This window comes from Tissierella sp. P1 (assembly GCF_002266425.1).
Taxonomy (GTDB): domain Bacteria; phylum Bacillota; class Clostridia; order Tissierellales; family Tissierellaceae; genus Tissierella; species Tissierella carlieri.
The window spans coordinates 57,534-83,148 of record NZ_NPMN01000004.1 but is presented as its reverse complement, the minus strand read 5'-3'; the positions used below and the strand labels follow the sequence as shown (position 1 = coordinate 83,148).

The 25,615-nt window shown below is 32.3% G+C and carries 20 protein-coding genes and 1 pseudogene; 13 read left to right on the top strand and 8 right to left on the bottom strand.

The window, feature by feature from the left end; genetic code table 11:
* Positions 1-39: 39 nt before the first annotated feature.
* The 4 genes from CIW83_RS03995 to murJ (CIW83_RS03980) all read right to left on the bottom strand — a co-directional run bounded on the left by CIW83_RS03995 (position 40) and on the right by murJ (CIW83_RS03980) (position 4,824).
* A complete protein-coding gene (locus CIW83_RS03995; RefSeq protein WP_094899583.1) occupies positions 40-708 on the bottom strand; it encodes a hypothetical protein in 669 nt (222 codons plus the stop codon).
* Between the two features lie 20 nt (positions 709-728).
* Positions 729-1,439, bottom strand: a complete 711-nt coding sequence (locus CIW83_RS03990) for a DUF5058 family protein (RefSeq protein WP_094899582.1) — start codon at positions 1,437-1,439, stop codon at positions 729-731.
* Between the two features lie 440 nt (positions 1,440-1,879).
* Positions 1,880-3,163, bottom strand: a complete 1,284-nt coding sequence (locus CIW83_RS03985) for a hypothetical protein (RefSeq protein WP_094899581.1) — start codon at positions 3,161-3,163, stop codon at positions 1,880-1,882.
* Positions 3,164-3,306: 143 nt separating this feature from the next.
* The gene (gene murJ / locus CIW83_RS03980) at positions 3,307-4,824 is read right to left on the bottom strand and encodes a murein biosynthesis integral membrane protein MurJ (RefSeq protein WP_094899580.1); all 1,518 of its coding nucleotides are present in this window, start codon (positions 4,822-4,824) and stop codon (positions 3,307-3,309) included.
* 123 nt (positions 4,825-4,947) lie between these two features.
* Between murJ (CIW83_RS03980) and CIW83_RS03975 the strand changes: the two genes are divergently transcribed.
* The 13 genes and pseudogenes from CIW83_RS03975 to CIW83_RS03915 all read left to right on the top strand — a co-directional run bounded on the left by CIW83_RS03975 (position 4,948) and on the right by CIW83_RS03915 (position 20,453).
* The gene (locus CIW83_RS03975) at positions 4,948-6,438 is read left to right on the top strand and encodes a spore germination protein (RefSeq protein ID WP_094899579.1); all 1,491 of its coding nucleotides are present in this window, start codon (positions 4,948-4,950) and stop codon (positions 6,436-6,438) included.
* A complete protein-coding gene (locus tag CIW83_RS03970; protein ID WP_158220006.1) occupies positions 6,431-7,582 on the top strand; it encodes a Ger(x)C family spore germination protein in 1,152 nt (383 codons plus the stop codon). Before CIW83_RS03975 ends, CIW83_RS03970 begins: the two co-directional genes overlap by 8 nt.
* Before the next feature lie 30 nt (positions 7,583-7,612).
* Positions 7,613-8,689: an endospore germination permease gene (locus CIW83_RS03965; protein ID WP_094899577.1), complete on the top strand. Its 1,077-nt coding sequence runs from the start codon at positions 7,613-7,615 to the stop codon at positions 8,687-8,689.
* Positions 8,690-8,931: 242 nt separating this feature from the next.
* Positions 8,932-10,566 carry a peptide ABC transporter substrate-binding protein gene (locus CIW83_RS03960; protein ID WP_094899576.1) on the top strand — a complete coding sequence of 545 codons (1,635 nt, stop codon included), beginning with the start codon at positions 8,932-8,934 and terminating at the stop codon, positions 10,564-10,566.
* Positions 10,567-10,673: 107 nt separating this feature from the next.
* Positions 10,674-11,602, top strand: a pseudogene (locus CIW83_RS03955) (ABC transporter permease).
* On the top strand, positions 11,602-12,537 hold the full coding sequence (locus CIW83_RS03950) for an ABC transporter permease (RefSeq protein ID WP_094899575.1): 936 nt from the start codon (positions 11,602-11,604) through the stop codon (positions 12,535-12,537). Before CIW83_RS03955 ends, CIW83_RS03950 begins: the two are co-directional and overlap by 1 nt.
* 14 nt (positions 12,538-12,551) lie before the next feature.
* The gene (locus CIW83_RS03945) at positions 12,552-13,556 is read left to right on the top strand and encodes an ABC transporter ATP-binding protein (protein ID WP_094899574.1); all 1,005 of its coding nucleotides are present in this window, start codon (positions 12,552-12,554) and stop codon (positions 13,554-13,556) included.
* Entirely contained in the window at positions 13,556-14,527 is a 972-nt protein-coding gene (locus tag CIW83_RS03940; protein WP_094899573.1) for an ABC transporter ATP-binding protein, read from the top strand. Before CIW83_RS03945 ends, CIW83_RS03940 begins: the two co-directional genes overlap by 1 nt.
* Positions 14,528-14,802: 275 nt before the next feature.
* On the top strand, positions 14,803-16,476 hold the full coding sequence (locus CIW83_RS03935) for a peptide ABC transporter substrate-binding protein (RefSeq protein ID WP_094899572.1): 1,674 nt from the start codon (positions 14,803-14,805) through the stop codon (positions 16,474-16,476).
* A 115-nt stretch (positions 16,477-16,591) separates the two neighbouring features.
* A complete protein-coding gene (locus CIW83_RS03930) occupies positions 16,592-17,521 on the top strand; it encodes an ABC transporter permease (protein WP_094899571.1) in 930 nt (309 codons plus the stop codon).
* A complete protein-coding gene (locus CIW83_RS03925) occupies positions 17,521-18,477 on the top strand; it encodes an ABC transporter permease (RefSeq protein WP_094899570.1) in 957 nt (318 codons plus the stop codon). The genes CIW83_RS03930 and CIW83_RS03925 overlap by 1 nt, the downstream gene beginning before the upstream one ends.
* Positions 18,478-18,489: 12 nt before the next feature.
* Positions 18,490-19,491 (top strand): ABC transporter ATP-binding protein, encoded by a 1,002-nt coding sequence (locus CIW83_RS03920; protein WP_094899569.1) that lies wholly within the window; start codon positions 18,490-18,492, stop codon positions 19,489-19,491.
* Entirely contained in the window at positions 19,491-20,453 is a 963-nt protein-coding gene (locus CIW83_RS03915) for an ABC transporter ATP-binding protein (RefSeq protein ID WP_094899568.1), read from the top strand. The genes CIW83_RS03920 and CIW83_RS03915 overlap by 1 nt, the downstream gene beginning before the upstream one ends.
* Positions 20,454-20,611: 158 nt before the next feature.
* Here CIW83_RS03915 and murJ (CIW83_RS03910) read toward each other — a convergent pair whose 3' ends face one another.
* The 4 genes from murJ (CIW83_RS03910) to CIW83_RS03895 all read right to left on the bottom strand — a co-directional run bounded on the left by murJ (CIW83_RS03910) (position 20,612) and on the right by CIW83_RS03895 (position 25,355).
* Positions 20,612-22,141: a murein biosynthesis integral membrane protein MurJ gene (gene murJ / locus CIW83_RS03910; protein WP_094899567.1), complete on the bottom strand. Its 1,530-nt coding sequence runs from the start codon at positions 22,139-22,141 to the stop codon at positions 20,612-20,614.
* On the bottom strand, positions 22,134-24,170 hold the full coding sequence (locus tag CIW83_RS03905; RefSeq protein WP_094899566.1) for an EAL domain-containing protein: 2,037 nt from the start codon (positions 24,168-24,170) through the stop codon (positions 22,134-22,136). Before CIW83_RS03905 ends, murJ (CIW83_RS03910) begins: the two co-directional genes overlap by 8 nt.
* Positions 24,171-24,483: 313 nt before the next feature.
* The gene (locus tag CIW83_RS03900; RefSeq protein WP_094899565.1) at positions 24,484-24,825 is read right to left on the bottom strand and encodes a protease complex subunit PrcB family protein; all 342 of its coding nucleotides are present in this window, start codon (positions 24,823-24,825) and stop codon (positions 24,484-24,486) included.
* A 35-nt stretch (positions 24,826-24,860) separates the two neighbouring features.
* On the bottom strand, positions 24,861-25,355 hold the full coding sequence (locus CIW83_RS03895) for an S-layer homology domain-containing protein (RefSeq protein WP_094899564.1): 495 nt from the start codon (positions 25,353-25,355) through the stop codon (positions 24,861-24,863).
* Positions 25,356-25,615: the final 260 nt, after the last annotated feature.

The window sequence follows — 25,615 nt, the reverse complement described above, 5'->3', positions numbered from 1 at the left end:
TGACCTCCTAATATTTATTTATTAGTAACTTACTTAGATTTATTTATTATCTATTTGCTTACTTAATTGATTTTTAGCAAACGCAATTGTTGAAAATACTGCTACTAAAGTAACTATAAATGATGGCTGACCTGGAATAAAAGCTACAATTTTTGTCATTATGAAAGCAATTGCAAGAGCAAACGCACCAGTTTTTGGTGACTTTATTGCAAATTGAGCAAAAACTCCACCAAATAATGCAGGAATAATTAGCGATAACATTTTCATAAAGGATTCAGGCAATGCAGATAAAACAGTTTGCCCAGCAAATACAGCTAATAATAAAAATACAATTCCAACCCATATAGAAACTCCGATTCCTATAGTTCCCATAATTGCTCCTTCATCAGTACCAGATTTATAACCTGATCCTTCTAAAGCTGATACTGCTGCTGGTATTCTCATGTTTACCAAATTCCCTGATAGAAATCCCATATATAATCCAGCTCTACCTACAATGGGAAAATAACTAATAGGTTCACTAAAATAAAAAGCTCCCGAAACCGATATCTGAGAAATTGCTCCAGCTATAATTGCTCCAAGTCCAGGATTAAATCCAAATCCCCAAGTCATAACTGCTGGAGGAAGGAAACTTACAACAAGCCCAAGAAGCATAGTAAATCTACCAATCTTTGTAATATCTTTAATATATTCATCATAAATGTTCATCTATATAGTCCTCCTATACTCTAAAATGTTAAAGTTCCAATAATTGCTCCTCCAAACATTGCAATTGTTAGAGCCCATTCTTTTAACCAAGTGAATTTCTTTTCTCCTAACTTCAAACAAATAATCATAATAATTAGACCTGAAATTGCTGAAACCGTTATATCTGGATTTGTCTTAACTTTTAAATAATTACCCACATTAAAATAGGCAAAAGATCCAAGCATAGCACCTACACTCACTGCTGGCAATAATGCCTTTCTTCCGCTAGTTAACAGGTTATTTACCTTATCCATTCTATGTGCAAATAAATATACAAATATTATCCATCCAATTGATCCTAATGCCATTGTCCATAAAGCATTTGTAAATACAACAGGAGTCATATTAGTAGAAAGTTCTGATCCTAAGGCTTGAGCCCCAAAATTAGCTGCCATTGCCTCAAAGTTAGATCCACCAATTATACTTAATCTAAATGCAGATACAGGGGATCCCATAGTAACTAATAAGGCTAATAGACTTCCCACAACTCCTAGTGCTGGACCTACACTGCCAATAGCACTTGTTTTAATACCTTTTTTTATCCTAGAATGATCCATTCCCATATCTAAACCAGCTTTAATTGATTTTCTAGTTATTAATACAGATTGGATTAATATAATGGATATACCAATTATTGATACAATCCACATAATAGGGTGATTTGCATAAAATAAATGATTTGTTTGTCCCATCTTTTACCTCCACCTTTTCATTAATTGTAGAATTACTTAATTTAAATCATATCTTAATTTTTAGAAATACTCTTTGACACATTTAAATATTCCAAACTACTATAATTCAGTATCAATTTTATAAAATTTCTGTATTCATTGTTAGCAAAATTGGTTAATCAATTAAATCTTCATTTAATATATTATGTTTCTTATCACTTCCTTTTATAATATTTAACAACTCTTTAGTTTGGAAAATGAAAATGTTTTTTCATAGGAGTATTCTATAAAATATAAGCTACTAATGAAAAACCAAGTGATAATTATTTATCATTCGTGTCCTAAATAGGTCCTTAATTGTCTAAATTGTATTACATTTTTTTATAATTGTCAATAATCCTTTATATTTCTTACATTATAAAAACTCTAATCAATAAAATAATTAGAGTTTTAAATATATCCTATGGCTTTAGCTTGATTTTAATCTTACGACGGGGTCTACCAGCACCTAATGAATTCTCCAAGTTTGATTCCTCACCGTATCCCTTATCTATGATATTTTTTAGAATACGATTCGCACTACGTTCACTTATAGAAAGGATTTCAGAGAGTTCTTGACTTGTAAATTCATCTCTACCTAACTTATTTATTACACCATTAATTTTTTCAATATATTGGTAACTAATTCCAATTTCTTTAGATAATTGTAGAGTTTTTTTATCTGCTAAATTTTTGTATTTAATTTGACTTTCTCTAAGAATTGGACCTACTACGTTTTCTCCATCATAAAAATAAATATTACCTTGTTTTTCAGAAATACTCTTCCTTAAGGCATTTCTTGCATTTATTTCAGATTGATAAAGAGTTACACCTTCACCTATTCCTATGCCAAGTATAATATTATTTAACTTACAATTATTTACTATCTTAGATAAAGAATTTATATTCTCTCGGCTCAATAAGGCACCTTTATTCGATATAATAAGATATTCATTTGTATTAATAGTCTGCATCATTCCTTCAATCTCTTTAGAATACATTAGAATTTCTTCTTCTAATTGAAACTGTCCCTCTATACTATTATAAAGTTCACCATTCTTCTCAACTACTTGAATAACCTGTATTTGAGTTACACGTTCATTCATATTTTTTAATCTGATACTATTCTTTAATTCAGTAAATCGATTTTTAATATCAATATTCGTTGCTTGTATTCTATAAACAGGAATATCATGATTTTTTAAATAATTATATATATATCCAAAAGATGTAAAGATACAATCAATTTGTTTCTCCTCATACTTTTCTAGATAATATTTTATATAGTCCTCTTCATTCTTAGAAGGTAAATATTTTTGAATATCATAACTTTTGACTTCTATATTAAACTCATTAAATACATCAAGTAAATCTTTTTCCTCAATTATATCTAAAGCAATTCTTGCATTTTTAATATCTTTCCAATCCATACGAAATTCGCACATAGCTTTAATAATACCTATTATACCTCTTTCTGTATATACGACTGGCTGTTCAAATCTTATTTGTGAAGAAAGCTCCGAATAAACACCTATTCCAGTCAAAAATATACCATCTATTCCAGTATCAATATTTCTTGCTATTTCTATAAGTTTTTTTATTTCATCTTCGGCATATTTAATAAATTCTATATTCTTTTCCTCTTGAGATAGAACTTTATATATTTTCTCTACTGAATCCGAAGCTCCCATTATAGCAATTCTCATCCTTCTGTATCCTCCCAAATGAATTTATCTAGTATATAAAAAGGAAATTAAAATCTATCAATTAGATGTTTTCTAAAGCTTATTCTAACATAGATATTATAAAAGTACCATTAAGAGATATTTTATAGAACATATCCTAAATTTTAATAATATAAGGTCATGGGTTCCAAAACTTTACATACCAATATATATAAACCTAATCCAACTGCAATGGAAAGTCCTACGGTAATTACATTGTGTAAAAAAACATTATCTAGAGATGTTGCAAAGGCTCCATAGGTAAGGAGTATACCAGTTGTCATAATAACTGCTGCAACTGAAAACTTTACTAATATTCCTCTAATATCTTTTCTTTCTGTAAATTGTAGCCTTCGATTTAAATCATATATTCCTATTATCGAGGATAATATAACAGAAGCACTAGTTCCTAATGCTATACCACTTGCTCCCATAATTGGAGCTAAAGTTAAATCTATAATTATATTCACCACAAGAGCCAAAATACTAATAACAACTGGAGTCTTCATATCGTGTATTGAATAATATGCTCTAGTAATTAAAGGTATAAGTGCCATACTTGTAAGCCCCATAGCATAATATCCTAATGCAGCAGCCGTAAAAAATGATGCCTCCGCATTAAAAGCCCCTCTTTCAAAAACTATCTTGACTATTGGCTCTGCCATTGTCATTAATATAATAGATACTGGGATTGCTATCTTTAATAAAACAACTATTCCATGGTTTATTCCTGCCTTCAGATTTTCTATGTCTTTTTTACTATGGCTCTCGGATAAAACTGGGAATATAACTGTAACTATTGCTGTTATAAATAAACCTAAAAATAAATTGACTATCTCATTGGCATAGCTTAATTCTGCAATACTACCAATTGGAAGTGTAGAAGCTATTGCATTATCTATTGAATTATTCAACTCGTTAACTCCTACCCCTATTAATATAGGCAATAAAAATTTAACCACCTTTAATAAATATTTATCCTTTAGATCCAGTTTCCATGCATATTTATAACCATGCTTTTCCATTGTCCTTAGGAGAATATATATCTGAGAGATAACTGCTATAATTCCAGCTATCATAAGTCCTGTTAAATTAAATTTCTCTGCAAAGAATATTAAATAAATAATATACACTAATACATTGGAAACTCCTCCCTTTGCACCTGCCCTAAAAGCATGATCTGCCTGTAAAAATCCTCCTCCTATTGACCTTATCCATGACACCATTATAATAGGTAAACCCACTCTATATAAAAAAATGGTTTTTTCTAGTTCTACTCCTTTAAATCCTGGACCAAATATCATGATTATCTTTGGCGCTAATAAATATCCCATGATAATAAGGATAAACGAAAGTATTACTGTAACATTTACTAAATTATTAGTATATTCTATTCTTCTTTTCTCTCCGTGTTTTTCTTGTATTTCTTGTAGTACAGGTATAATAGCTACAATTAATCCATCCCCTACTATCTTTGTAATTAACATAATAGTACTTAAAGCCAATAAATATGAATCCATTTTATAGTTTACTCCAATTTTTGATGCAGTAAGAATATCTTTAATGAATAACAATATCTTAGTTACTATTCCAAAATAGATAATATATAATGTACTGCTTTTCATAGTGCCTATGTTTTTCATATCTTTCACCCTTGCTGTTATATATTAAATTTTTTTTCTTGCTAATTATAGCATATTTACCCCTTATTAGGTAAAACTAATTAGAACTGATTTTAATATTTTTGTTATAAGGGTGTAATAATTATGAATAGTTTTGAAAAATACCATCTGTCTTCTTCTATGGATGAAAATATAAATACAATAAAAGAAATATTTAAAGACGATGATACCCTCAGACTAAGAAAATTTGAAAATAGGAATGACCATAGTGTGGAATGCTGTATTCTTTTCATTGATGGTATGGTAGATGACAATATTATAAATGAAAGTATAATTAAACCTATTACTAATAGCATTATTGAATCCTCTAAACTAGATTTAGTGGATTATTTACAAAGCCAAGTTATAATTTCACCTCAATGTGAAAAAACCACTAGTGTCTTAAATCTTATTAACGCAATTATAGATGGAGATACTATATTATTTTTACAAAACTTCTCAGAAGGAATTATTATTGGAAGCAAAGGATGGAGAACTCGTGCTATCCAAGAACCTACTGTAGAAAAGGTACTCCGTGGTCCAAGGGAAGGTTTTACTGAGTCTCTGATTATAAATCTGTCTTTAATTAGAAGGAAAGCTAGAACAAATAATTTAAAATTTAAATTTATGACCCTTGGAGAAATAACATATACAAAGCTTTGTATATGTTATATTGAGGGTCTGGCCAGCGAAGAAATTTTATCTACCTTATATTCTCAGCTCAATAATATTAGTATAGACGGTGTTTTAGATGTAAAGTATATTCAAGAATATATTGATAAGCAACCATTTTCTTTATTTGAAACTACCTCTACAACTGAAAAGCCTGATGTAGCTATGGCAAAATTATTAGAGGGAAGAATACTGCTTTTCGTGGATGGTTCCCCCGTAGTTATGACTCTGCCTTTTCTTTTTATTGAGGTTTTTCAATCTGGTGATGATTATTATTTAAGCTATTACTTTTCCTCTATAAATAGAATTATTCGTTTATTAGGTTTTATTTTAACCATAAGTATACCTGCTATATATCTAGCCTTAGTTACTTATCATCAAGAAATGATCCCTACACCTCTAATTATGAGTATATATGCTTCTAGGTTAGGAGTACCTTTGCCTACTGTTTTTGAACTTATTGGGTTATTAATCGTATTCGAAATACTTCGTGAAGCAGGAACTCGTATGCCTGCTTATATTGGCGAGGCTTTAAGTATTGTAGGTGCTTTAGTTCTTGGTTCAGCAGCTGTAGATGCAAGATTTGTAAGTGCTCCTATTGTAATTGTAGTTGGACTATCAGGTATTACTAGTCTTATAACTCCTGCCCTTGGAGCAGCTTCACTCTTTATTAAAATAGCCCTAATCTTACTTTCAGCAGTACTTGGATTATATGGTTACATAGTAGGAATGGCATTTGTCCTCATTCATTTACTAAAACTTAAATCTTTTGGTATACCATTTATGACGAATTTGACTACTTTCAATATGCAAGCTCTGAAGGACACAGGTGTTAGAGCACCTAGATGGTATATGATATTTAGGCCTGAACATATTGCAGATAAAGACCCTATCCGAAGCAATGGAGGTAAAAAAAATGAATAAAGTTTTTCTGTTTACGTTATTTATACTTTTAATTGCAGTTTTAACTACAGGATGCTGGAACTACAGGGAAATCGAAAAATTGGCTCTTATATCAGGTATGGCCATTGATAAAGTCAGTTCAGGTAAAGGATACGAAATGACAGCAGAAGTAATAGATATATCTGCATCTATTAGAGAGCCAAAATTTGACTCTATAAGAATGCAATCATATGGAGAAAGTGTTTTTGAATGTGTAAGAAATATGATTAACATCTCTGCTAAGCCTCCATATTGGAGCCATGCCACTACTGTGATAATTAGTGAAGATGTAGCTAAAGATGGTATTATTCCTATTTTAGACTGGATAGTAAGAGATGCTGAGCCTAGACTTACTTTATATCTCCTAATTTCAAAAACTCCCACTGCGAAGGAGATACTAAGTTTACAAAGTTTATCTACCAAAATACGATCCTTTGAAATAGAAAACATGATTACTTCAAACAACAGATTATCTCAAGTTCCTAATGTTCTTGCTTCTGAGCTAACAAATGCTATCTCTAATAAAGGAATTAGCGCAGTAATTCCTACTGTGGATATGGTATTTAATGAAGGAAAACAAACCATGGCCTTATCTGGAGGAGCTATTTTAAATAAAGATAAATTGGCTGGATTTATGGATTTAGAAGATGTTAAATATTATCTATTTGTAAGAGACAAAATTGAAGGTGGTCTTCTTACTATTGACATAACCGATAATACTACATTAGACAATGTAACTTTAGAAATCTTCAAAAATAAGACCAAAATTACTCCTGTTGTTTCTAATGATAAACTTTCTATGCATATAAAAATTAAAACAGAAGTAGCTATTGGAGAATCAGATACTCCTATAAATATTTTGAAGGAATCTAATATTCAACATATTAAATATACTGCTGAAGAATTTCTAAAAAATAATATTTCAAAACTAATAAATAATATGCAAAAAGATTTTGGATTAGATATATTTGGTTTTGGAAGTATAGTAAAGAAAAAAAATCCCAAACTTTGGAAGGAAATTGATGATAATTGGGGTGAAATCTTTAAAGATTTAGATGTAAAAATAGATGTAGACGTTCATATTAGAAGCAGTGGACATTTATCCGATATTATCAGGATGCACTAGCTTAAATTAATTCAAAGGTCGGTGAGGTTAATGAAAACAGAGAATATTTCAAACTCTCAGTTTATATCATCAATAGTTATGTTTGTTCTTGGAACTTCCCTGCTTATTAGCGGAAGCTCTGAAGCCATGGAAGATACTTGGATCTCTCTTTTAATGGCTATGTTCATGGCCATTCCCTTATCATTTATCTATGGAAAGTTAGCTCTAATTTTTCCAGGCACTGGGTTATTAGATATATTGCCAAAGGTCTATGGAAATTTTTTTGGAAAGTTTTTTATTTTCGTCTATACATTTTACTTTTTTCATCTTGGAGCTATTGACATAAGAAATGCAACTGAATATATTCAAGTAGTTTCTTTACCAGAAACCCCTCAATATATTCCAGCTATTTTTATAGGGCTTCTATCCTTATATGCTATTAATGCGGGATTTTCTGTACTAGCCACATGGACAAAATTAGTTCTGCCACTTATTGTAATAATGATTTCTGCCACTTTTATACTAGCTATTCCTCAATTTAATTATTCATATATTCAGCCAATACTATATAATGGCTGGAAGCCTGTAATAAGCAATGGATATTCCCTACTTACTTTTCCTTTTGCTGAAACTGTTGTGTTTATGGTTTTTTTGGGGACTTTAAATAATAATAAAGATACTACTAAGATTTATATCAGTGGTATCCTCATAGGTGGTTTTCTACTTCTGATCGCTACTTTTAGAAATATTCTATTACTTGGATTTCCTAACCTATATAATATTTATTTTCCTTCCCATTATGCTACTTCACTGATACACATTAATGGTTTTGTTCAAAGAATAGAAATTATTATTTCAATAAATTTATTGTTATGTAGCTTTATCAAAATAGCAGTTTGCCTATATGCTTCTTGTCTTGGAATAATTAAACTTTTTAATTTAAAAAATATTAGAAATACCTCTATTATCCTCTGTATTTTAATGATTATTTTTTCTAGGCTTATTTATAGTGATACTATGGAAATGTTTAAATTCATCAATGTATACAAATATTATGTTATACCTTTCCAATTTGTAATTCCTATATTGACGCTGATTGTAGGTTCAATGAGAAAAGGTCATTATTAATGTCTTTTTGGAAAACTATCTATTTTATTCCTCATATTGCTCTTCCCTTTATATCTTTTTCATTGCTGGACAACCATCAAATAATGATGTAATCATACTATGATAGGTTTTGACCTATCACCTTCATACTTTAGTCTCTCACCTCTTTATACCATGTATTTCCATTGATGGTTTACATAATATGTGCTAAAATTTAAAATAAAAGTTCACTACTTTACATGACTAAATAGGGAGGCAATTGAATGAACAAGAAATTTTTAATTTTAGTATCTTTACTTCTTGTAACAGTAATGGTATTTACTGCTTGTTCTAAATCAGCAGATACACCTAAAGATACTGGAAATAAACCAACGAAAAAGATTTTAAGAACAAATAATTCTAGTGAACCTGGTACATTAGACCCAGCACTAGCACAAGGTACACATGAATCTTGGGTTCTGGACCATATATTTGAGGGTCTATTTAAGCATTCTCCAGATGGTACCATGGTACCTGGCATGGCTAAAGAGTATACTTTAGCAGATGATGAAGTTACCTATACTTTTACACTCCGTGATGGTATTAAATGGTCTAATGGAGATCCTGTAACTGCTCACGACTTTGAATATTCTTGGAAACGAGCATTAGATCCAAATTTGGCAGCAGAATATGCTTATCAATTCTACTATTTAAAAGGTGGTGAAGCATATAATACAGGTGCCGGTTCAGTTGACGAAGTAGGGGTAAAGGCTCTTGATGATAAAACTTTTGAAGTAACACTAGAAGCACCTACTGCTTATTTCTTAGAGTTAACTTCTTTCTACACCTATTTCCCAGTTAACCAAAAAGTAGCAGAAGCTAATCCTAATTGGGCGAAAAGTCCTTCAACTTATGTATCTAATGGACCTTTCAAATTAACTGAATGGGTGCACAATGCAAAGATTGTTATAATGAAAAATGAAAATTATTATGATGCTGCAAATGTTAAATTAGACGGTATCGATTTTGCTATATTAGATGATGAAAATACAGCATGGCAAAAATATGAAGGTGGAGAATTTGATTTTCTAACTCCCCTACCTCAAGCAGTTGTGGCACAAATGAAAGCTCAAAATAATCCTGAGCTTGTAATAGGTGGAGACGTTGCAACTTATTATTATAATTTCAATACTAAGATTAAACCTTTTGATAATGTTAAAATTAGAAAAGCTCTAGCAATGGCTATAGACAGACAAACAATAGTTGATAAAATAGCTCAAGGCGGACAAGTCCCTGCTGAAGGTGTAGTACCTTTCGGTATGCTTGATGAAAATAACAAAGAATATAGAGATACAGCTGGTAAGCTAGTTGAGTTTAATCTAACAGAAGCTAAAAAATTATTCCAAGAAGGATTAACTGAATCTGGATATAAAGCAGAAGATTTCAGCCAATTTGCTATTCTTTACAATACTTCTGAAGGTCACAAAAAAATTGCTCAAGCAATTCAAGAAATGTGGAGAGCTAATCTAGGTATTGAAGTTCAACTTGAAAATGTAGATTTCCAAGTTAAACTTGATAGAGAAAAAGCTGGAGATTTCCAAATCTCCCGTGCAGGTTGGACTGGAGACTATGTTGACCCTATGACTTTCGTAGATCTTTGGGTAAGTAGTTCTAGCTTCAACGATGCTAAATTTAACAATGCTGAATATGATGCATTAGTAGCTAAAGCAAAATCAACTACTGATCAAGAAGTTCGTATGGAAGCTATGCGTCAAGCAGAGAAGATATTAATGGATAATATGCCAGTATTGCCAATCTATCACTATACTCAGCCATATGCTCAAAAATCATATGTGACTGATGTATTTAAACCACTTAATAGATATCCATATTTCATTTATGCAGATATGAATAAATAGATTATAAATTACGGGCGAGCAGGGCTCGCCCATACTTTATATTAGCATATATAATTTATGGAAATGAACTTTACTCGTTTATATATTCAAACAGAAAGAGGGATAAAATGGCAAAATATCTTTTAAAAAGACTTTTTATGTCACTTATCACACTTTGGGCAATTATTACTATTACCTTTTTATTGATGCACTCTGTGCCAGGTAATCCCTTTATGAAGGAAGGTAAAATGCCCAAGGTAGTTTATGAAAACTTGCAGCAAAAGTATGGTCTTGATAAGCCCAAAACAGAACAATATTTTATATATCTAGGAAAAGTTGTAAGAGGAGATTTTGGAGATTCAATGAAATCAAGGGTTGAAACTGTTAATGATATGATTAATAGAGGATTCCCAGTTTCTGCTCGTATTGGAGCGCAAGCCCTACTTATTGCATTGATATTTGGACCAGCATTAGGAGCTCTTGCAGCTCTAAATCAAAATAAATGGCCTGATTACTTTTCTATGGTCATAGCCATCTTAGGTATTTCCGTACCAAGTTTTATAATGGGTACTGTCTTTATACAGTTTATAGCTAAAAATGTTAGTTGGCTACCGATTGGAGGATGGGGTACATTTAGTCATACCATACTTCCATCTATAGCATTATCCTTATGCCTTTAGCTTATATTGCGAGACTTATGCGTTCTAGTATGTTAGAAGTTCTAGGACAAGACTATATTAAAACAGCTAAGTCAAAGGGAATATCTAAGGCTGTCGTAGTTTTAAAACATGCCTTTAGAAATGCAATACTACCTATTATTTCTGTACTTGGTACTTTGGTTTCCAACCTTTTAGTAGGTAGCTTTGTAATTGAAAAGATATTTGGTATTCCTGGTCTTGGAATGTTCTTTGTTAACTCCATTAGTAACAGGGACTATACATTAATCATGGGGACAACTATTTTTTATTCAATCATTTTAATCATTATGCTTTTAATTGTAGATATAGCTTATATGTTTGTTGATCCACGCATCAAGCTTACTAAGGAGGGACGATAATGGAAAATCTAACAAAAGATTTATTTGAGCCTGCATCTCGTGAAGATAGAAATGTAGATAAAATCCGTCGTCCTAGCATTAAGTATTGGCCTGATGTATGGCGTAGATTAAAGCAAAACAAACTTGCCATGACTGGTCTAATTCTAATAATATCAATGGTCATAATGGCTATTGTGGGTACTAAGATCAACGGATTTAAATATTATGAACAAGATTATTCACTAATTAACATGAAGCCTGACAGTGTTCACTGGTTCGGTACTGATGAGCTTGGTCGAGATTTATTTACAAGAGTTTGGTACGGAGCAAGATATTCCTTATTTATAGGTATTGCTGCTGCTTTTATAGATTTTGTCCTTGGAGTATTATATGGAGGAATTTCAGGAATGGCTTCTCGTCGCGTAGATGCTGTTATGATGCGTATTGCAGAAATCATCTATAGTATTCCATATCTATTGGTAGTAATCCTATTATCTGTTGTATTTTCTAAGGCTGGATCAGGTAGTAGTATATTCGTAATGATTTTAGCCATGACCATAACTAGTTGGGTGCCTATGGCAATATTAGTTAGAGGTCAAGTACTACAGCTAAAAGAATCTGAATATGCTTTAGCTGCCGAATCCTTAGGTGCTGCTAAATCTTGGATATTGAAGAAACATATTATACCAAATACCTTAGGACCTATTTTAGTAAACATTACTTTGGCTATTCCTCAAGCAATATTTGCTGAGGCAACCCTTAGTTTCTTAGGTCTAGGTCTTCAACCACCTAAATCAAGTCTAGGATCTTTAGCTAATGATGGTTTGGCAGGTCTTGCAGTAGGAAATGCTTATCAAATTTTAATACCTGCCATATTTATTTCTCTTATTATGTTTGCCTTTAATGTACTCGGCGATGGACTTCGTGATGCATTAGATCCAAGGCTTCGTAAATAGAAAGAGGTGAAAAAATGGATAAAATTCTAGACGTTAGAAATTTACAAATATCTTTTAAAACTTTCTTTGGAGAGGTAGAAGCCGTTCGTGATATTAGCTTCCATGTAGGCAAGAAAGAAACAGTGGCTATAGTTGGAGAATCTGGCTGTGGTAAATCTGTTACTGCTAACTCCATAATGCAGCTACTTCCTATGCCTCCTGCTTTTTTCAAAGGTGGAGAAATAATATTTAAAGGTGAAAATCTTTTAGATAAAACTGAAAAAGAAATGCAGCATATTCGTGGAAATGAAATATCTATGGTATTCCAAGATCCTATGACATCTCTAAACCCTACTATGAAGATAGGGGATCAAATAGTGGAAGGACTAGTGAAACATAGAGGTCTAACTAAAGCAGAAGCAAAAAAAATAGCTATTGAGATGTTAAACCTAGTAGCAGTACCTCAACCAGAGAAAAGAATTAATCAATATCCTCACGAATTCTCTGGTGGTATGAGACAAAGGGTAATGATAGCTTTGGCTATGGCATGCAATCCACAGCTTCTTATAGCTGATGAGCCTACTACTGCCCTTGATGTTACTGTGCAAGCACAAATATTAGATTTAATGAAAAAAATACAAGATCAGTTTGATATGTCAATTATATTAATTACTCATGACCTTGGAGTTGTGGCAGATATGAGTGATAGAGTTGTTGTAATGTATGCAGGGCAAATCCTAGAACAAGGAACTCGTGACGAAATATTTAAAAACCCTAAACATCCTTATACTAAGAAGCTTTTAGCTTCAGTTCCTCGTTTAGATATGAAGAAGGATGAACCTCTTCATTCTATTGATGGTACGCCACCAGATTTATATATACCACCAAAGGGATGTGCTTTCTATGACCGTTGTAATATTGCTATGAAAATATGTAAAGACCATATGCCTGATAATACATCACATAGTGATACTCATTGTAGTCGTTGTTGGTTAAATCATCCTATGGCAGCAAGAAAAGACGAAAGGAGGGAAAAGTAATGGCAAATCCCCTAATATCTGTAAAAAATATAAAAAAACATTTTAATGTGGGATCAGGAATGCTAAAGGCTGTAGATGGCATTAGCTTTGATATATATCCAGGAGAAACCTTTGGCCTTGTTGGAGAATCTGGTTGTGGCAAATCTACTGCTGGTAGAACTATAATAAGATTATATGAGCCAACGGAAGGTGAGCTTATATTTAACGGACAAAATGTTTATGATCTTTCAAGAAAAGAAATGCAAGAAGTTAGGAAAAACTTTCAAATGATATTCCAAGACCCCTATGCTTCTTTAAATCCAAGAATGACTGTAGAAGATATTATTGGAGAACCACTGGATATACACAAGTCTTATAAAAATAATGATGAACGTAAAGATAGAATAGTGGAATTGTTAAAACTAGTAGGGTTAAATGATGAACATGCCATGCGTTTCCCTCATGAGTTCTCTGGCGGACAAAGACAAAGAATAGGCATCGCAAGGGCATTAGCTTTAAACCCAAAATTCATTGTATGTGACGAACCTATTTCAGCCCTTGACGTATCTATTCAGGCGCAAGTAGTTAATCTACTGAAGGATTTACAAAATAAATTAGGTCTTACCTATTTATTTATAGCTCATGACTTATCTATGGTAAGATATATTTCCGATAGAGTTGGTGTAATGTATTTAGGCCATATGATGGAATTAGCTGATTCCGAAGAATTATATGAAAATCCTATCCATCCATATACTAAGGCTCTTCTTTCAGCAATACCAATACCGGATCCAGATATTCAAAGAAATAAAAAGAGAATTATGTTAGAAGGTGATGTCCCTAGTCCAATCAATCCAAAGCCAGGATGTAGATTTGTGGATAGATGTCCCTATGCTACAGACAAATGCAGGAAAGAAACACCTAAATTCGAAGAAGTAAAATCAGGACATTTTGTAGCATGCCATAATTACAATTCACAATTAGAAAGATAAAAACAATTAATAATTAAAACCGAGATTCTTCACTGCGTTTAAAGCGACAGATATTGTCAACCTGATTGCAGCTAAGGGTCTCGGTTTTTTAATTGTGCATTGTCCATAGTTCTATTCTCTGTCTAAAATAAATATATTAATTCTAGGATGATGTAATCATATATTTTGCTATCCTATTACTCTACTAAAATATTTATGTTGAATTTACTGCAAGAAAGTGGTAAAATCATTTAAACAGTTTTAATTTTCATAATATTTTAAAAAGGGGGATTTAAATGAATAAAAAGTTTTTAATGTTGGTAAGCCTATTACTTATCACAGCTATTATATTTACTGGCTGTGTGCCAAAAGGCGGAGATGCACCGAAGGATACTGGAAGTACTCCGGCTACAACAGATACTACACCAGCACCTACACCAGCAGAGCCAAAGATTTTGAAAACTAATAATTCTAGTGAGCCAGGTTCCTTAGACCCTGCTTTGGCACAAGGAACCCACGAATCTTGGATACTTGACCATACTTTCGAAGGATTAATGAAAGTAGATCCTAGTCTGAAAGTTGTTCCAGGTATGGCAAAAGAATACAAGATATCAGACGATAACTTAACTTATACTTTTACTTTACGTGATGACATCAAATGGTCAAATGGAGATCCAGTAACAGCTCAAGACTTTGAATTCGCATGGAAAAGAGCATTAGACCCAGACATGGCATCAGACTATGCTCATCAACTCTATTATATCAAAGGTGGAGAAGCATATAATACAGGTGCTGGTTCAGTTGATGATGTAGCTGTTAAGGCTCTAGATGATAAAACTCTTGAAGTAACACTAGAAGCACCTACTGCCTACTTCCTAGAGTTAACTGCATTCTATACTCTATATCCAGTTAACAAGAAAGTGGCTGAATCAAATGCAGATTGGGCAAAAAATGCTAATACCCATGTATCTAATGGTCCATTCACTCTAACTGAATGGGAACATAATGCAAGTATCAAAATCAGAAAAAATGAGAATTATTATGATGTAGCTAGCGTTAAGCTTGATGGGATTGATTTTGACATTATCGATGACGAAAATACTGCATGGCAAAAATATGAAGGTGGCGACTATGATTTCTTGACTCCACTGCCACAAGCTGTAGTAGCTCAAATGAAAGATAATAGTAATCCTGAATTAATTATCGGTGCAGATGTAGCTACTTACTACTATAATCTTAACTCAAAGGTTAAACCATTTAATAATCCTAAGGTTAGAAAAGGATTATCTATGACCCTTGATCGTCAAACTATAGTTGATAAAATTGCTCAAGGAGGGCAAATTGCAGCTGTAGGTGTAGTACCTTTTGGTCTTCCAGACGAAAATGGTAAAGATTATCGTGAAGCTGTTGGTGACTTAATAGAGTATAATGTTGAAGAAGGAAAGAAATTATTCTTAGAAGGTTTAGCCGAAGAAGGTATGAAGGTTGAAGATTTCAAAAATATGGTTATCCTTTACAATACTTCTGAAGCTCATAAGAAAATAGCACAGGCTGCACAAGAAATGTGGAGAGTTAATTTAGGAGTTGAAATCCAACTTGAAAACGTTGACTTCCAAGTTAAGCTTGATAGAGAAAAAGCTGGTGACTATCATATTTCTCGTGCTGGATGGATTGGTGACTATATGGACCCTATAACCTTTATAGAACTATGGCAAAGTAGTTCAAGTTTCAATGATGCAAAATATAATAATCCTGAGTATGATGAATTAGTTGCTATAGCTAAGACCAGTCCAGATGCCAAAGAGCGTTTCGAAGCTATGAGAAAAGCTGAAAAAATAGTTATGGAAGATATGCCTGTAGTACCTGTTTACTTCTATACTCAACCATATGCACAAAAACCATATGTAACAGGTGTATATAAACCACTAGTTAACTATCCAAAACTAACTTATGCTGATATAAATAAATAATTATTTAGCTAATATTTAAAGATTTCAAAGCGAGAAATTCGCTTAAATTAAAGAAGATCGGTGGGCTACACAGCCCTCTCGATTTTCTTTCTATTAACAGCAAAGGAGGGGGAATATGAAAAAGTATCTTTTAAAACGATTTATTATGTCAGTTATTACCCTATGGGCTATTATAACCATTACTTTTTTTCTAATGCACTCTATTCCTGGAAACCCCTTTAGAAAAGAGGGTAAAATGCCAGCAGCAGTTTATGAAAATCTTATGAAAAAGTATGGTTTAGATAAACCACTGTCAGAACAATATATTATATATTTGAAAAATCTTCTAAAAGGAGATTTTGGCGATTCAATGAAATCAAAAGTAGAGACTGTAAACGACATGATCCGACGAGGATTCCCTGTTTCAGCCTATTTAGGTTTAGAAGCTCTGCTTATTGCATTAGTATTTGGTCCAGCCTTAGGCGCTTTGGCAGCCTTATATCAGAATAAAATTCCAGATTATATCTCTATGATAATTGCTATTATAGGTATTTCTGTACCAAGCTTTATCATGGGTACTATACTTATCCAGTTTGTTGCAAAAAATGTAGCTTGGCTTCCTATTGGAGGTTGGGGAGAATTTAAACATACTCTGCTTCCTGCATTTGCATTATCTCTAATGCCCCTTGCTTATATAGCAAGACTTATGCGTTCCAGTATGCTAGAGATTCTAGGACAAGACTACATCAGAACTGCTAAATCTAAAGGAATTTCCAAAGCTGCAGTAATCTTAAAACATGCTGTTAGAAATGCAATACTTCCTATTATATCAGTTCTTGGAACTCTAATATCTAACCTTTTAGTAGGTAGCTTTGTTATCGAGAAGATATTTGGTATCCCAGGTCTTGGAAAATTCTTTGTTCAATCTATTAATAACAGAGATTATACCCTTATAATGGGAACCACTATTTTCTATGCTATTATACTAATAGTTTTACTTCTATTTGTTGACATTGCATATATCTTTATTGATCCACGTATCAAGCTTACACAGGAGGGACGCTAATGGAAACTCAAACTAATTTAACTAAAAATTTAACTCCAGATATGTTTGAACCTGCATCCCATGAGGATAGGAATGCAGAAAAAATCAGGCGTCCCAGTATAAAATATTGGCCTGATGTATGGCGTAGATTAAAGCAAAATAAATTGGCAATGACAGGCCTTATAATAATAGTACTTATGATTTTAATGTCTATCGTAGGACCATTCATAAACGGTTTTAGTTATTTTGAACAGAACTACAACAAGATTAATTTACATCCTAATAGCACCCACTGGTTTGGTACAGACGAACTAGGAAGAGACCTATTTACAAGAACTTGGTATGGAACTAGGTATTCTCTAATAATTGGAATATTAGCTGCAGTCATAGACTTTACTGTCGGTGTATTATATGGAGGAATCTCTGGTATAGCTACAAGACGTGTAGATGCCATTATGATGCGTATTGCAGAAATTGTTTATAGCATACCTTATTTACTTATTGTAATCCTTTTATCAGTAGTCTTCGCCAATGAAGGTTCTGGTACATCTTTATTTGTACTAATATTGGCCATGACCCTTACAGACTGGGTACCAATGGCAATTTTAGTCAGGGGTCAGGTGCTTCAATTGAAAGAATCTGAATATTCATTAGCTGCTGAATCCTTAGGAGCATCAAAGGGATGGATACTCCAAAAACATATAATTCCAAATACCTTAGGCCCTATTTTAGTAAATGTAACCCTTACTATTCCTAGAGCAATATTTGCAGAGGCAACTCTTAGCTTTTTGGGTCTAGGTCTGCAAGCACCAAAATCAAGTCTAGGATCCTTAGCTAGTGATGGATTGGCAGGACTTGCGGTTGGAAATGCTTATCAAATAATTATACCAGCAATATTCATTTCTCTTATTATGTTTGCTTTTAACGTACTAGGAGATGGCCTTCGTGACTCATTAGACCCAAGACTACGTAAATAAAGAGGTGGAAAAATGGAAAAAATATTAGAAGTTAAGAATTTATCTGTGTCCTTTAAGACTTTCTTTGGAGAGGTTGAAGCCGTTCGTGATATTAGCTTTAATGTAGGTAAATCTGAAACTGTAGCTATAGTTGGAGAGTCTGGCTGTGGCAAATCTGTTACTGCTAACTCCATAATGCAGTTATTACCTATGCCACCTGCTTTCTTTAAAAATGGAGAAATAATATTTGATGGTAATAACCTATTAAAAAAATCAGATAAAGAAATGCAAGCCATTCGTGGCAATGAAATTTCCATGGTATTCCAAGACCCTATGACCTCTCTAAACCCAACTATGAAAATTGGGAAACAAATCGTTGAAGGTCTTGTAAAACATCGAAAGTTATCAAAGGAAGAAGCAAGAAAAAAAGCTATTGAAATGTTAAATCTAGTAGCAGTACCTCAACCAGAAAAAAGAATTAATCAATATCCCCATGAGTTCTCCGGTGGTATGAGACAAAGGGTAATGATAGCCTTAGCAATGGTATCTGCCCCTAAATTATTGATTGCTGATGAACCTACTACTGCCCTTGATGTTACTGTGCAAGCTCAAATTCTGGAACTTATGAGAGAAATACAACAAAAACTAGATATGTCTATTATTCTAATTACTCATGACCTAGGAATTGTAGCAGATATGAGTGATAGAGTAATCGTTATGTACGCAGGACAAATTGTTGAAGAAGGTACTACTGAAGAAATATTTAAAAATACTAAACACCCTTATACTAAGAAGCTTTTAGCTTCAGTTCCTCGTTTAAATATGTCTAGAGAGGAACCCCTTCACTCAATTGAAGGAACGCCACCAGATTTATATATACCGCCTAAAGGCTGCTCCTTCTATGATAGATGTGATTATGCACTGAAGGTTTGTAAAAATCATATACCTGAGTTTGATAATCATAGTGGTACACACCAAAGCCGTTGTTGGTTAAACCATCCTATGGCTAAAGTCGCTGAAGGGAGTGAAGCATAATGGCAGAACCTTTAATATCTGTAAGAAATATTAAAAAACATTTTGATGTAGGCGAGGGAATGCTAAAGGCTGTAGACGGTATTAGCTTTGATATATATCCAGGAGAAACCTTTGGTCTTGTTGGAGAGTCTGGTTGTGGTAAATCTACTGCTGGTAGAACTATAATAAGATTATATGACCCTACAGATGGAGAATTAATATTTAATGGGCAAAATATCTATGAACTTTCTAGACATAAGATGCAAGAGGTTAGAAAAAACTTTCAAATGATATTCCAAGACCCCTATGCTTCCTTAAATCCAAGAATGACCGTAGAAGAAATAGTTGCGGAACCATTAGATATCCATCATGCCTATAAAGATAAAATTGAACGTAGAGAAAGAGTAATAGAGTTATTGAAGTTAGTAGGATTAAATGAAGAACATGCTATGCGTTTCCCTCATGAGTTCTCTGGCGGACAGAGACAAAGAATTGGAATTGCAAGAGCATTAGCTTTAAATCCAAAATTCATTGTATGTGATGAGCCTATTTCAGCTCTAGACGTATCTATTCAAGCCCAAGTAGTTAACCTATTAAAGGAATTGCAGGAAAAACTTGGTCTAACCTATATGTTTATAGCTCATGACTTATCCATGGTAAGGTATATCTCTGATAGGGTTGGTGTAATGTATTTAGGTCATATGATGGAGTTAGCAAAATCTGAAGAGCTCTATGAAAATCCTATTCATCCATATACAAGAGCATTACTTTCGGCAATACCAATACCAGATCCAGATATTCAAAGAAATAGAAAAAGGATTATGTTAGAAGGAGACGTACCAAGTCCAATCAATCCTAAAGAAGGCTGTAGATTTGTAGATAGATGTTCTTATTCCATAGACAAATGTAGAGAAGTAACTCCTACCTTTGAAGAAATAAGACCAGGGCATTTTGCAGCATGCCATAGGGCGGGAAAAATATAAACAATGCACAGTGCACAATTCACAATGCACAATTAAAATAATAAAAACATTAAAACCAAGATTCTTCACTGAGTTCAGAATGACAGGTATTTGTCACCATGAGAAAAGTGAAGGATCTTGGTTTTTTAATTGTGAACTGTGAATTGTGAATTAGACTTTTATCTTTTCAGTATAATTCTTAACTCTTTCACTTTAAATAAAACACATAAAACAAAATATACTACTACTCCAACAGCTACTGATATTAGCAATAGCAACATCTTCATAATCTTTGTTGTTGCTATAATTGCTCCTAGTTTATAATATATTAGAAATACTACTACCCCCATTATAAGTGAAGCTGCGAGGGTTTTTATAAAACAAATTAAGTATTTTGTTAAACCTATTGCTCCTATTTTCTTTCTTAGACTTAGGAATAACATAATGGTCGTTATAGTTGCTGATATACTAGTAGCTAAGGCTAAACCACTATGCGCCATAGGTTTTACAAGTATTAAATTTAATACTAAATTTATGACTACTGCTATCATCCCATTTATCATAGGAGTTTTTGTGTCTTGTAAGGAATAATATACCCTGTTTAACATTAAACGCAAAGATGAACCTATTAGTCCTACAGAATAATATATAAGAGCTTGACTGGTCATATATGTTGCCAGTTCATCAAATGCATTTCTTTGAAAAAACAGATACACTGCTGGTTCTGCCAGTACAAGTATTCCTATTGTAGCTGGTACTGTTATAATTAGGATAATATTAATTCCTTGCCCCAAGATTTCCTTTACCTTTTCATTATTATTTTGAGAAAATGCTTGAGATAACATTGGAAATATTACTGTAGTTATAGCCATAATAAATACTGCTATGACCATATCATTAATCTTTGAAGCATAGCTAAGAGCCGATATACTACCTTCTATTAGATTCGATGCAAGGGTCTTATCTATAATTACATTTATCTGTTGAACTGCTGATCCAATAAGTACTGGTAGCGTTAAAACTATTGCCTTTTTTAAATACTTATCCCTTAGATTTATTTCAAATTTATATTTATATCCCATATGATTAACTGCTGGTACCAATATTAAGAATTGGGCAAATGCAGCTATTACCGATATTATCATTAAGGTAATTACATTGGAATCCTTTGCAAAGAAAAATAAATAGATTAAAAACACAAAGTTATATGGCAACCCTGATATAGCTGGTGGTCCAAATATTTGGCTACTATGAAGTATTCCTGAAAATACACAATAAAATCCTAGGAGTATTGCTATAGGAAGTCCTATTCTATTTAGTGTCACAGCTAAATCAAATTGTTCATCTTGGAAACCTTTAGCCAATATTTTAATTACCATAGGAGAAAATATATATCCTAGTATAACTATAAGAATAGTAATTATTAATACTATATTGAAAATATTATTTAAATATTTTAGTTTACCCTTTTTCCCGTACTTTTCTCCTATTTCAGAAAATATAGGTATTAACGTAGTATTTAAGGCAGCACCTAATGTGCTCATTATAATCACTGTAGCTGTAATAGCTACGAAATAAGTATCTGTCTCCTTACCAGAACCAAATCTATTGGCTATCATGACTTCTCTAACAAATCCTAAAGCTTTTGATAATAGTGTAAATATGGAAATCATTGCTGCTGATTGCGCAAGTTCTCGTTTCTTACTCATTTATATTCACCCTTTTATTCATCATTAACATATTTTGGAATGATTCTGCATTCATAGGCTTACCGAGATAATACCCTTGACCCAAATCACATTTACTTTCTAAAAGTATTTCTTGCTGTTCCTTAGTCTCTATACCCTCTGCTATTATCTTTAGTCCCAATGTATGAGCTAGCTCTATTATGGATTTGACCACAACCTCTTCTTCACTATTCTTCTTCATAGTCTTAATGAATTCTTGATCCATTTTTACATTATGAATAGGAAGTCTCTTTAATTGTGCTAAAGAAGAATAACCTGTTCCAAAATCGTCTAGTGCTATTTCTATGCCTAATTCTTCTAATTTTGTTAAAGTATAAATACAGCCCTCTAAATTTCCCATGAAAGATGTTTCTGTAATTTCTATTGTAATTTCTTCAGGTTTTATTTTATATTCCTCTAAAAGTTTAACTATTTCATTGTCTAAACCACCTTTTATAAGAGATTTATTTGAAATATTCACCGATAACTTAAGGTATGAATATCCTTTTTCATTTAAGAGCTTCTTTTGATTAAATGCCATTTTTAAAATCAATGATGTAACATCAAATATTTGACCTGTCTCTTCTATTAAAGGTATATAATCCATTGGTGGGATATAGCCCTTTTCTGGATGATACCATCTAATTAAACATTCTGCTCCATATATTGTATTGTCTTCCATATTAATAACTGGTTGATAATGTAAAGTAAATTGCTCCTCTTCAATAGCCCTTCTTACTTGATTGATCATAAAGGTATTATCAGCTATCCTCTTACCCATTTCCGCCTCATAGAATGCATATCCGTTTTTACCTTTGCTCTTTATATTATACATTGCCATATTGGCTGATCTCATTAGATCAGAGTAATTATCTCCATTATGAGGAAAAATAGATATTCCTATACTTGCTGATATAATAAACTCCTCTTTATCAATGCACCACGGTTTCCTAATTTCCTTTAGAATATACTCTGTCTTTCTAATTATATCATCTCTATCTTCTACATTATATAGAATAATAGCATATTCATCCTCACTTAGTTTAGCTAAAATATTTCCATCTTTATTTTCTTCTTTTAATATCTTAGCCAAATGAATTAAAAAATCATCTCCTGCATCATGACCTAAAGTATCATTTATCTGTGTAAAGTTGTCTATATCTATATATAGAAAACCTAATCTGATATTGTTAAGTTTCGCATCTTTTATTAATTTACCCGCCTCATTTTTTAGCATAATCCTATTGGGAAGTCCAGTTAAGGTATCGTAGTATGCTAGTTCATTCAGCCTTCTCAAAAGTTTCTTATGGTCTGTTATATCCGTCCCAAAAGAAATTATCTGAGTCACATTTCCATCTTCATCGTATATGGGAGAGTCTGTCCATATAAGTTCAATAATTCTATTGTCCTTAGATCTCCATACATCTCCTATACTGTTCTTTATAGACCTTCCACTTTTAAGGTATTCTACTAATCCTTTTACCTTTGGCTTCTCATCCTCATATAAAAATAAGTCAATCCAAGATTCCCCTATTATCTCTTCTTCCTTATATCCTGTAACCTTTTCTCCATAAGGATTAAAACTTATTATACTACCATCTAAATTCCAAGTGAAAATTATTAATGTAGAATTTTTAAATATATTCTCAGATAATATTTGTTCTCTATTCAATTTTTCTTGAGTAGTTAGAAGCCCTTCTGTTGTAGCAGATAATTCTTCCATGCTTTTATGTAATGCAATTCCCATATCCTTAACCTTTTTTAATCTTTCATATATTGAAAAATAAATTAAAACAGTCGTTAAAAATATAAAGGTCCACCCCTTATATTTCTGAATATCCTTGTACTTACTTGTATTTCCTATAATCTTATAAAAGAATTCATCCGGAAATTGTATCCAAATAAAACTTAATATGAAATATATAATAGAAGTCCTTAGAGCTTCTTTCTTAGGTAGCAAATCTTTTAAATTTAATAAATCCTTTAAATCTCTTTTCCCAGCTCTCACCATTTATCACCCTACTATAATCTTGTATTCATAGTAATTGTACCAAAATTATTTCTTAGTGTCATCTATTATCTCATCTTGTCGAACTATTATTAAGTTTTCTGCAGTCTCACTGCACAAATTCATTTGCTCGCTCCGCCCGCATGAATTTGGTCCTAGCGGACACTCCTAATGATAAATTCTATATTAAGGTTGGCGTTCGTTGCCTTTTTGTCCAATGAGCATAGCGAATTGTAGACAAAACGGACAGCGTAGGTGCGTTTGACCTACATCAACTCACTATCGTTCATTGTGTTAGGTCATAAAAAAAAGCAATCTATTGATTCAATAGATTGCTTTCTAGTCCTTCTACAGTAAAGACATATGGCGAAGATCCCATCAATTGATTCTTATTGATTTCTAAAGTCATGGTTTTATAAGTAATGACTTGCGGCAATATGCTGCCTTCCTTAGGTGATTTGATATTTAGAAAAACCTTGTATTCATACTTATCTCTTAGTATTTTTTCAACATCCAAGGAATATCCAGGTGTTGGAAATTGTTTAGTAATAGTTACTAATACATTGTCTGTTTCTTCTTTTACTATTATTGACTCTTCTGCATTATAAGATTGAACAATCCCAGTAATATTGAATGATATTTCCTTTAGTCCTCTCATTGCCTCCAGTACTCCTTTCAATCTTTGCAAGATTATTATGCTTCAGCCTGAGTGAGTTTTTTATCTGGTGCAAAACTTGTATTTGAAACACCACTAATAATCTTCAAATTAAATAATATCCTTAGTAATTCTATGCTATTTTTATTCATAGTATTAATATCTTGAAAGGGAAGTTCCTGATTTTCGTATTTTATTGTATCGATAGATACTAATTTATTTCCAATAAGCTCTACTATCTCTTCTCTAGTTAGGACTTCATATATGCCAACATTATTCGTACTGGTATCTAAGCCATAATCCTTAGATAAAGAAGCTAGGGATAATTCAAAGTCCTTTTTCAAGATATATTCATCTGGATTAAATTTTTCAAAACTCTCCTTTGCTAAATATGGAAAATAGTAAGCTAGAAATCCTTTTTCAATAATATCCTTAGACCAATGATTAGCTAGCTTTTCATCTATATTAGCAAAAGCAACCACATTTGTTGAAAGAATCAATATTATTAAAACTACTGATACCAACTTTTTCACATAATCATCCCCCTCGTAATCAATTGACAATTAACAATTAACAATTGAAAATCTTTAGAACAAATTAATATATTAATGTTATAATTGTTCTTTGTTAATTGTTCCCTGTTAATTGTTATTATACCCCAATAAAGTGAAAAAGTAGTTACATTATGATTACAAAAAAGATCCTTCGCTACACTCTAAATAACAAGCACTATATCTGTCATTCTGAGCAATGCGAAGAATCTTATTTTATTTCTTTAATTGTGAATTATGCA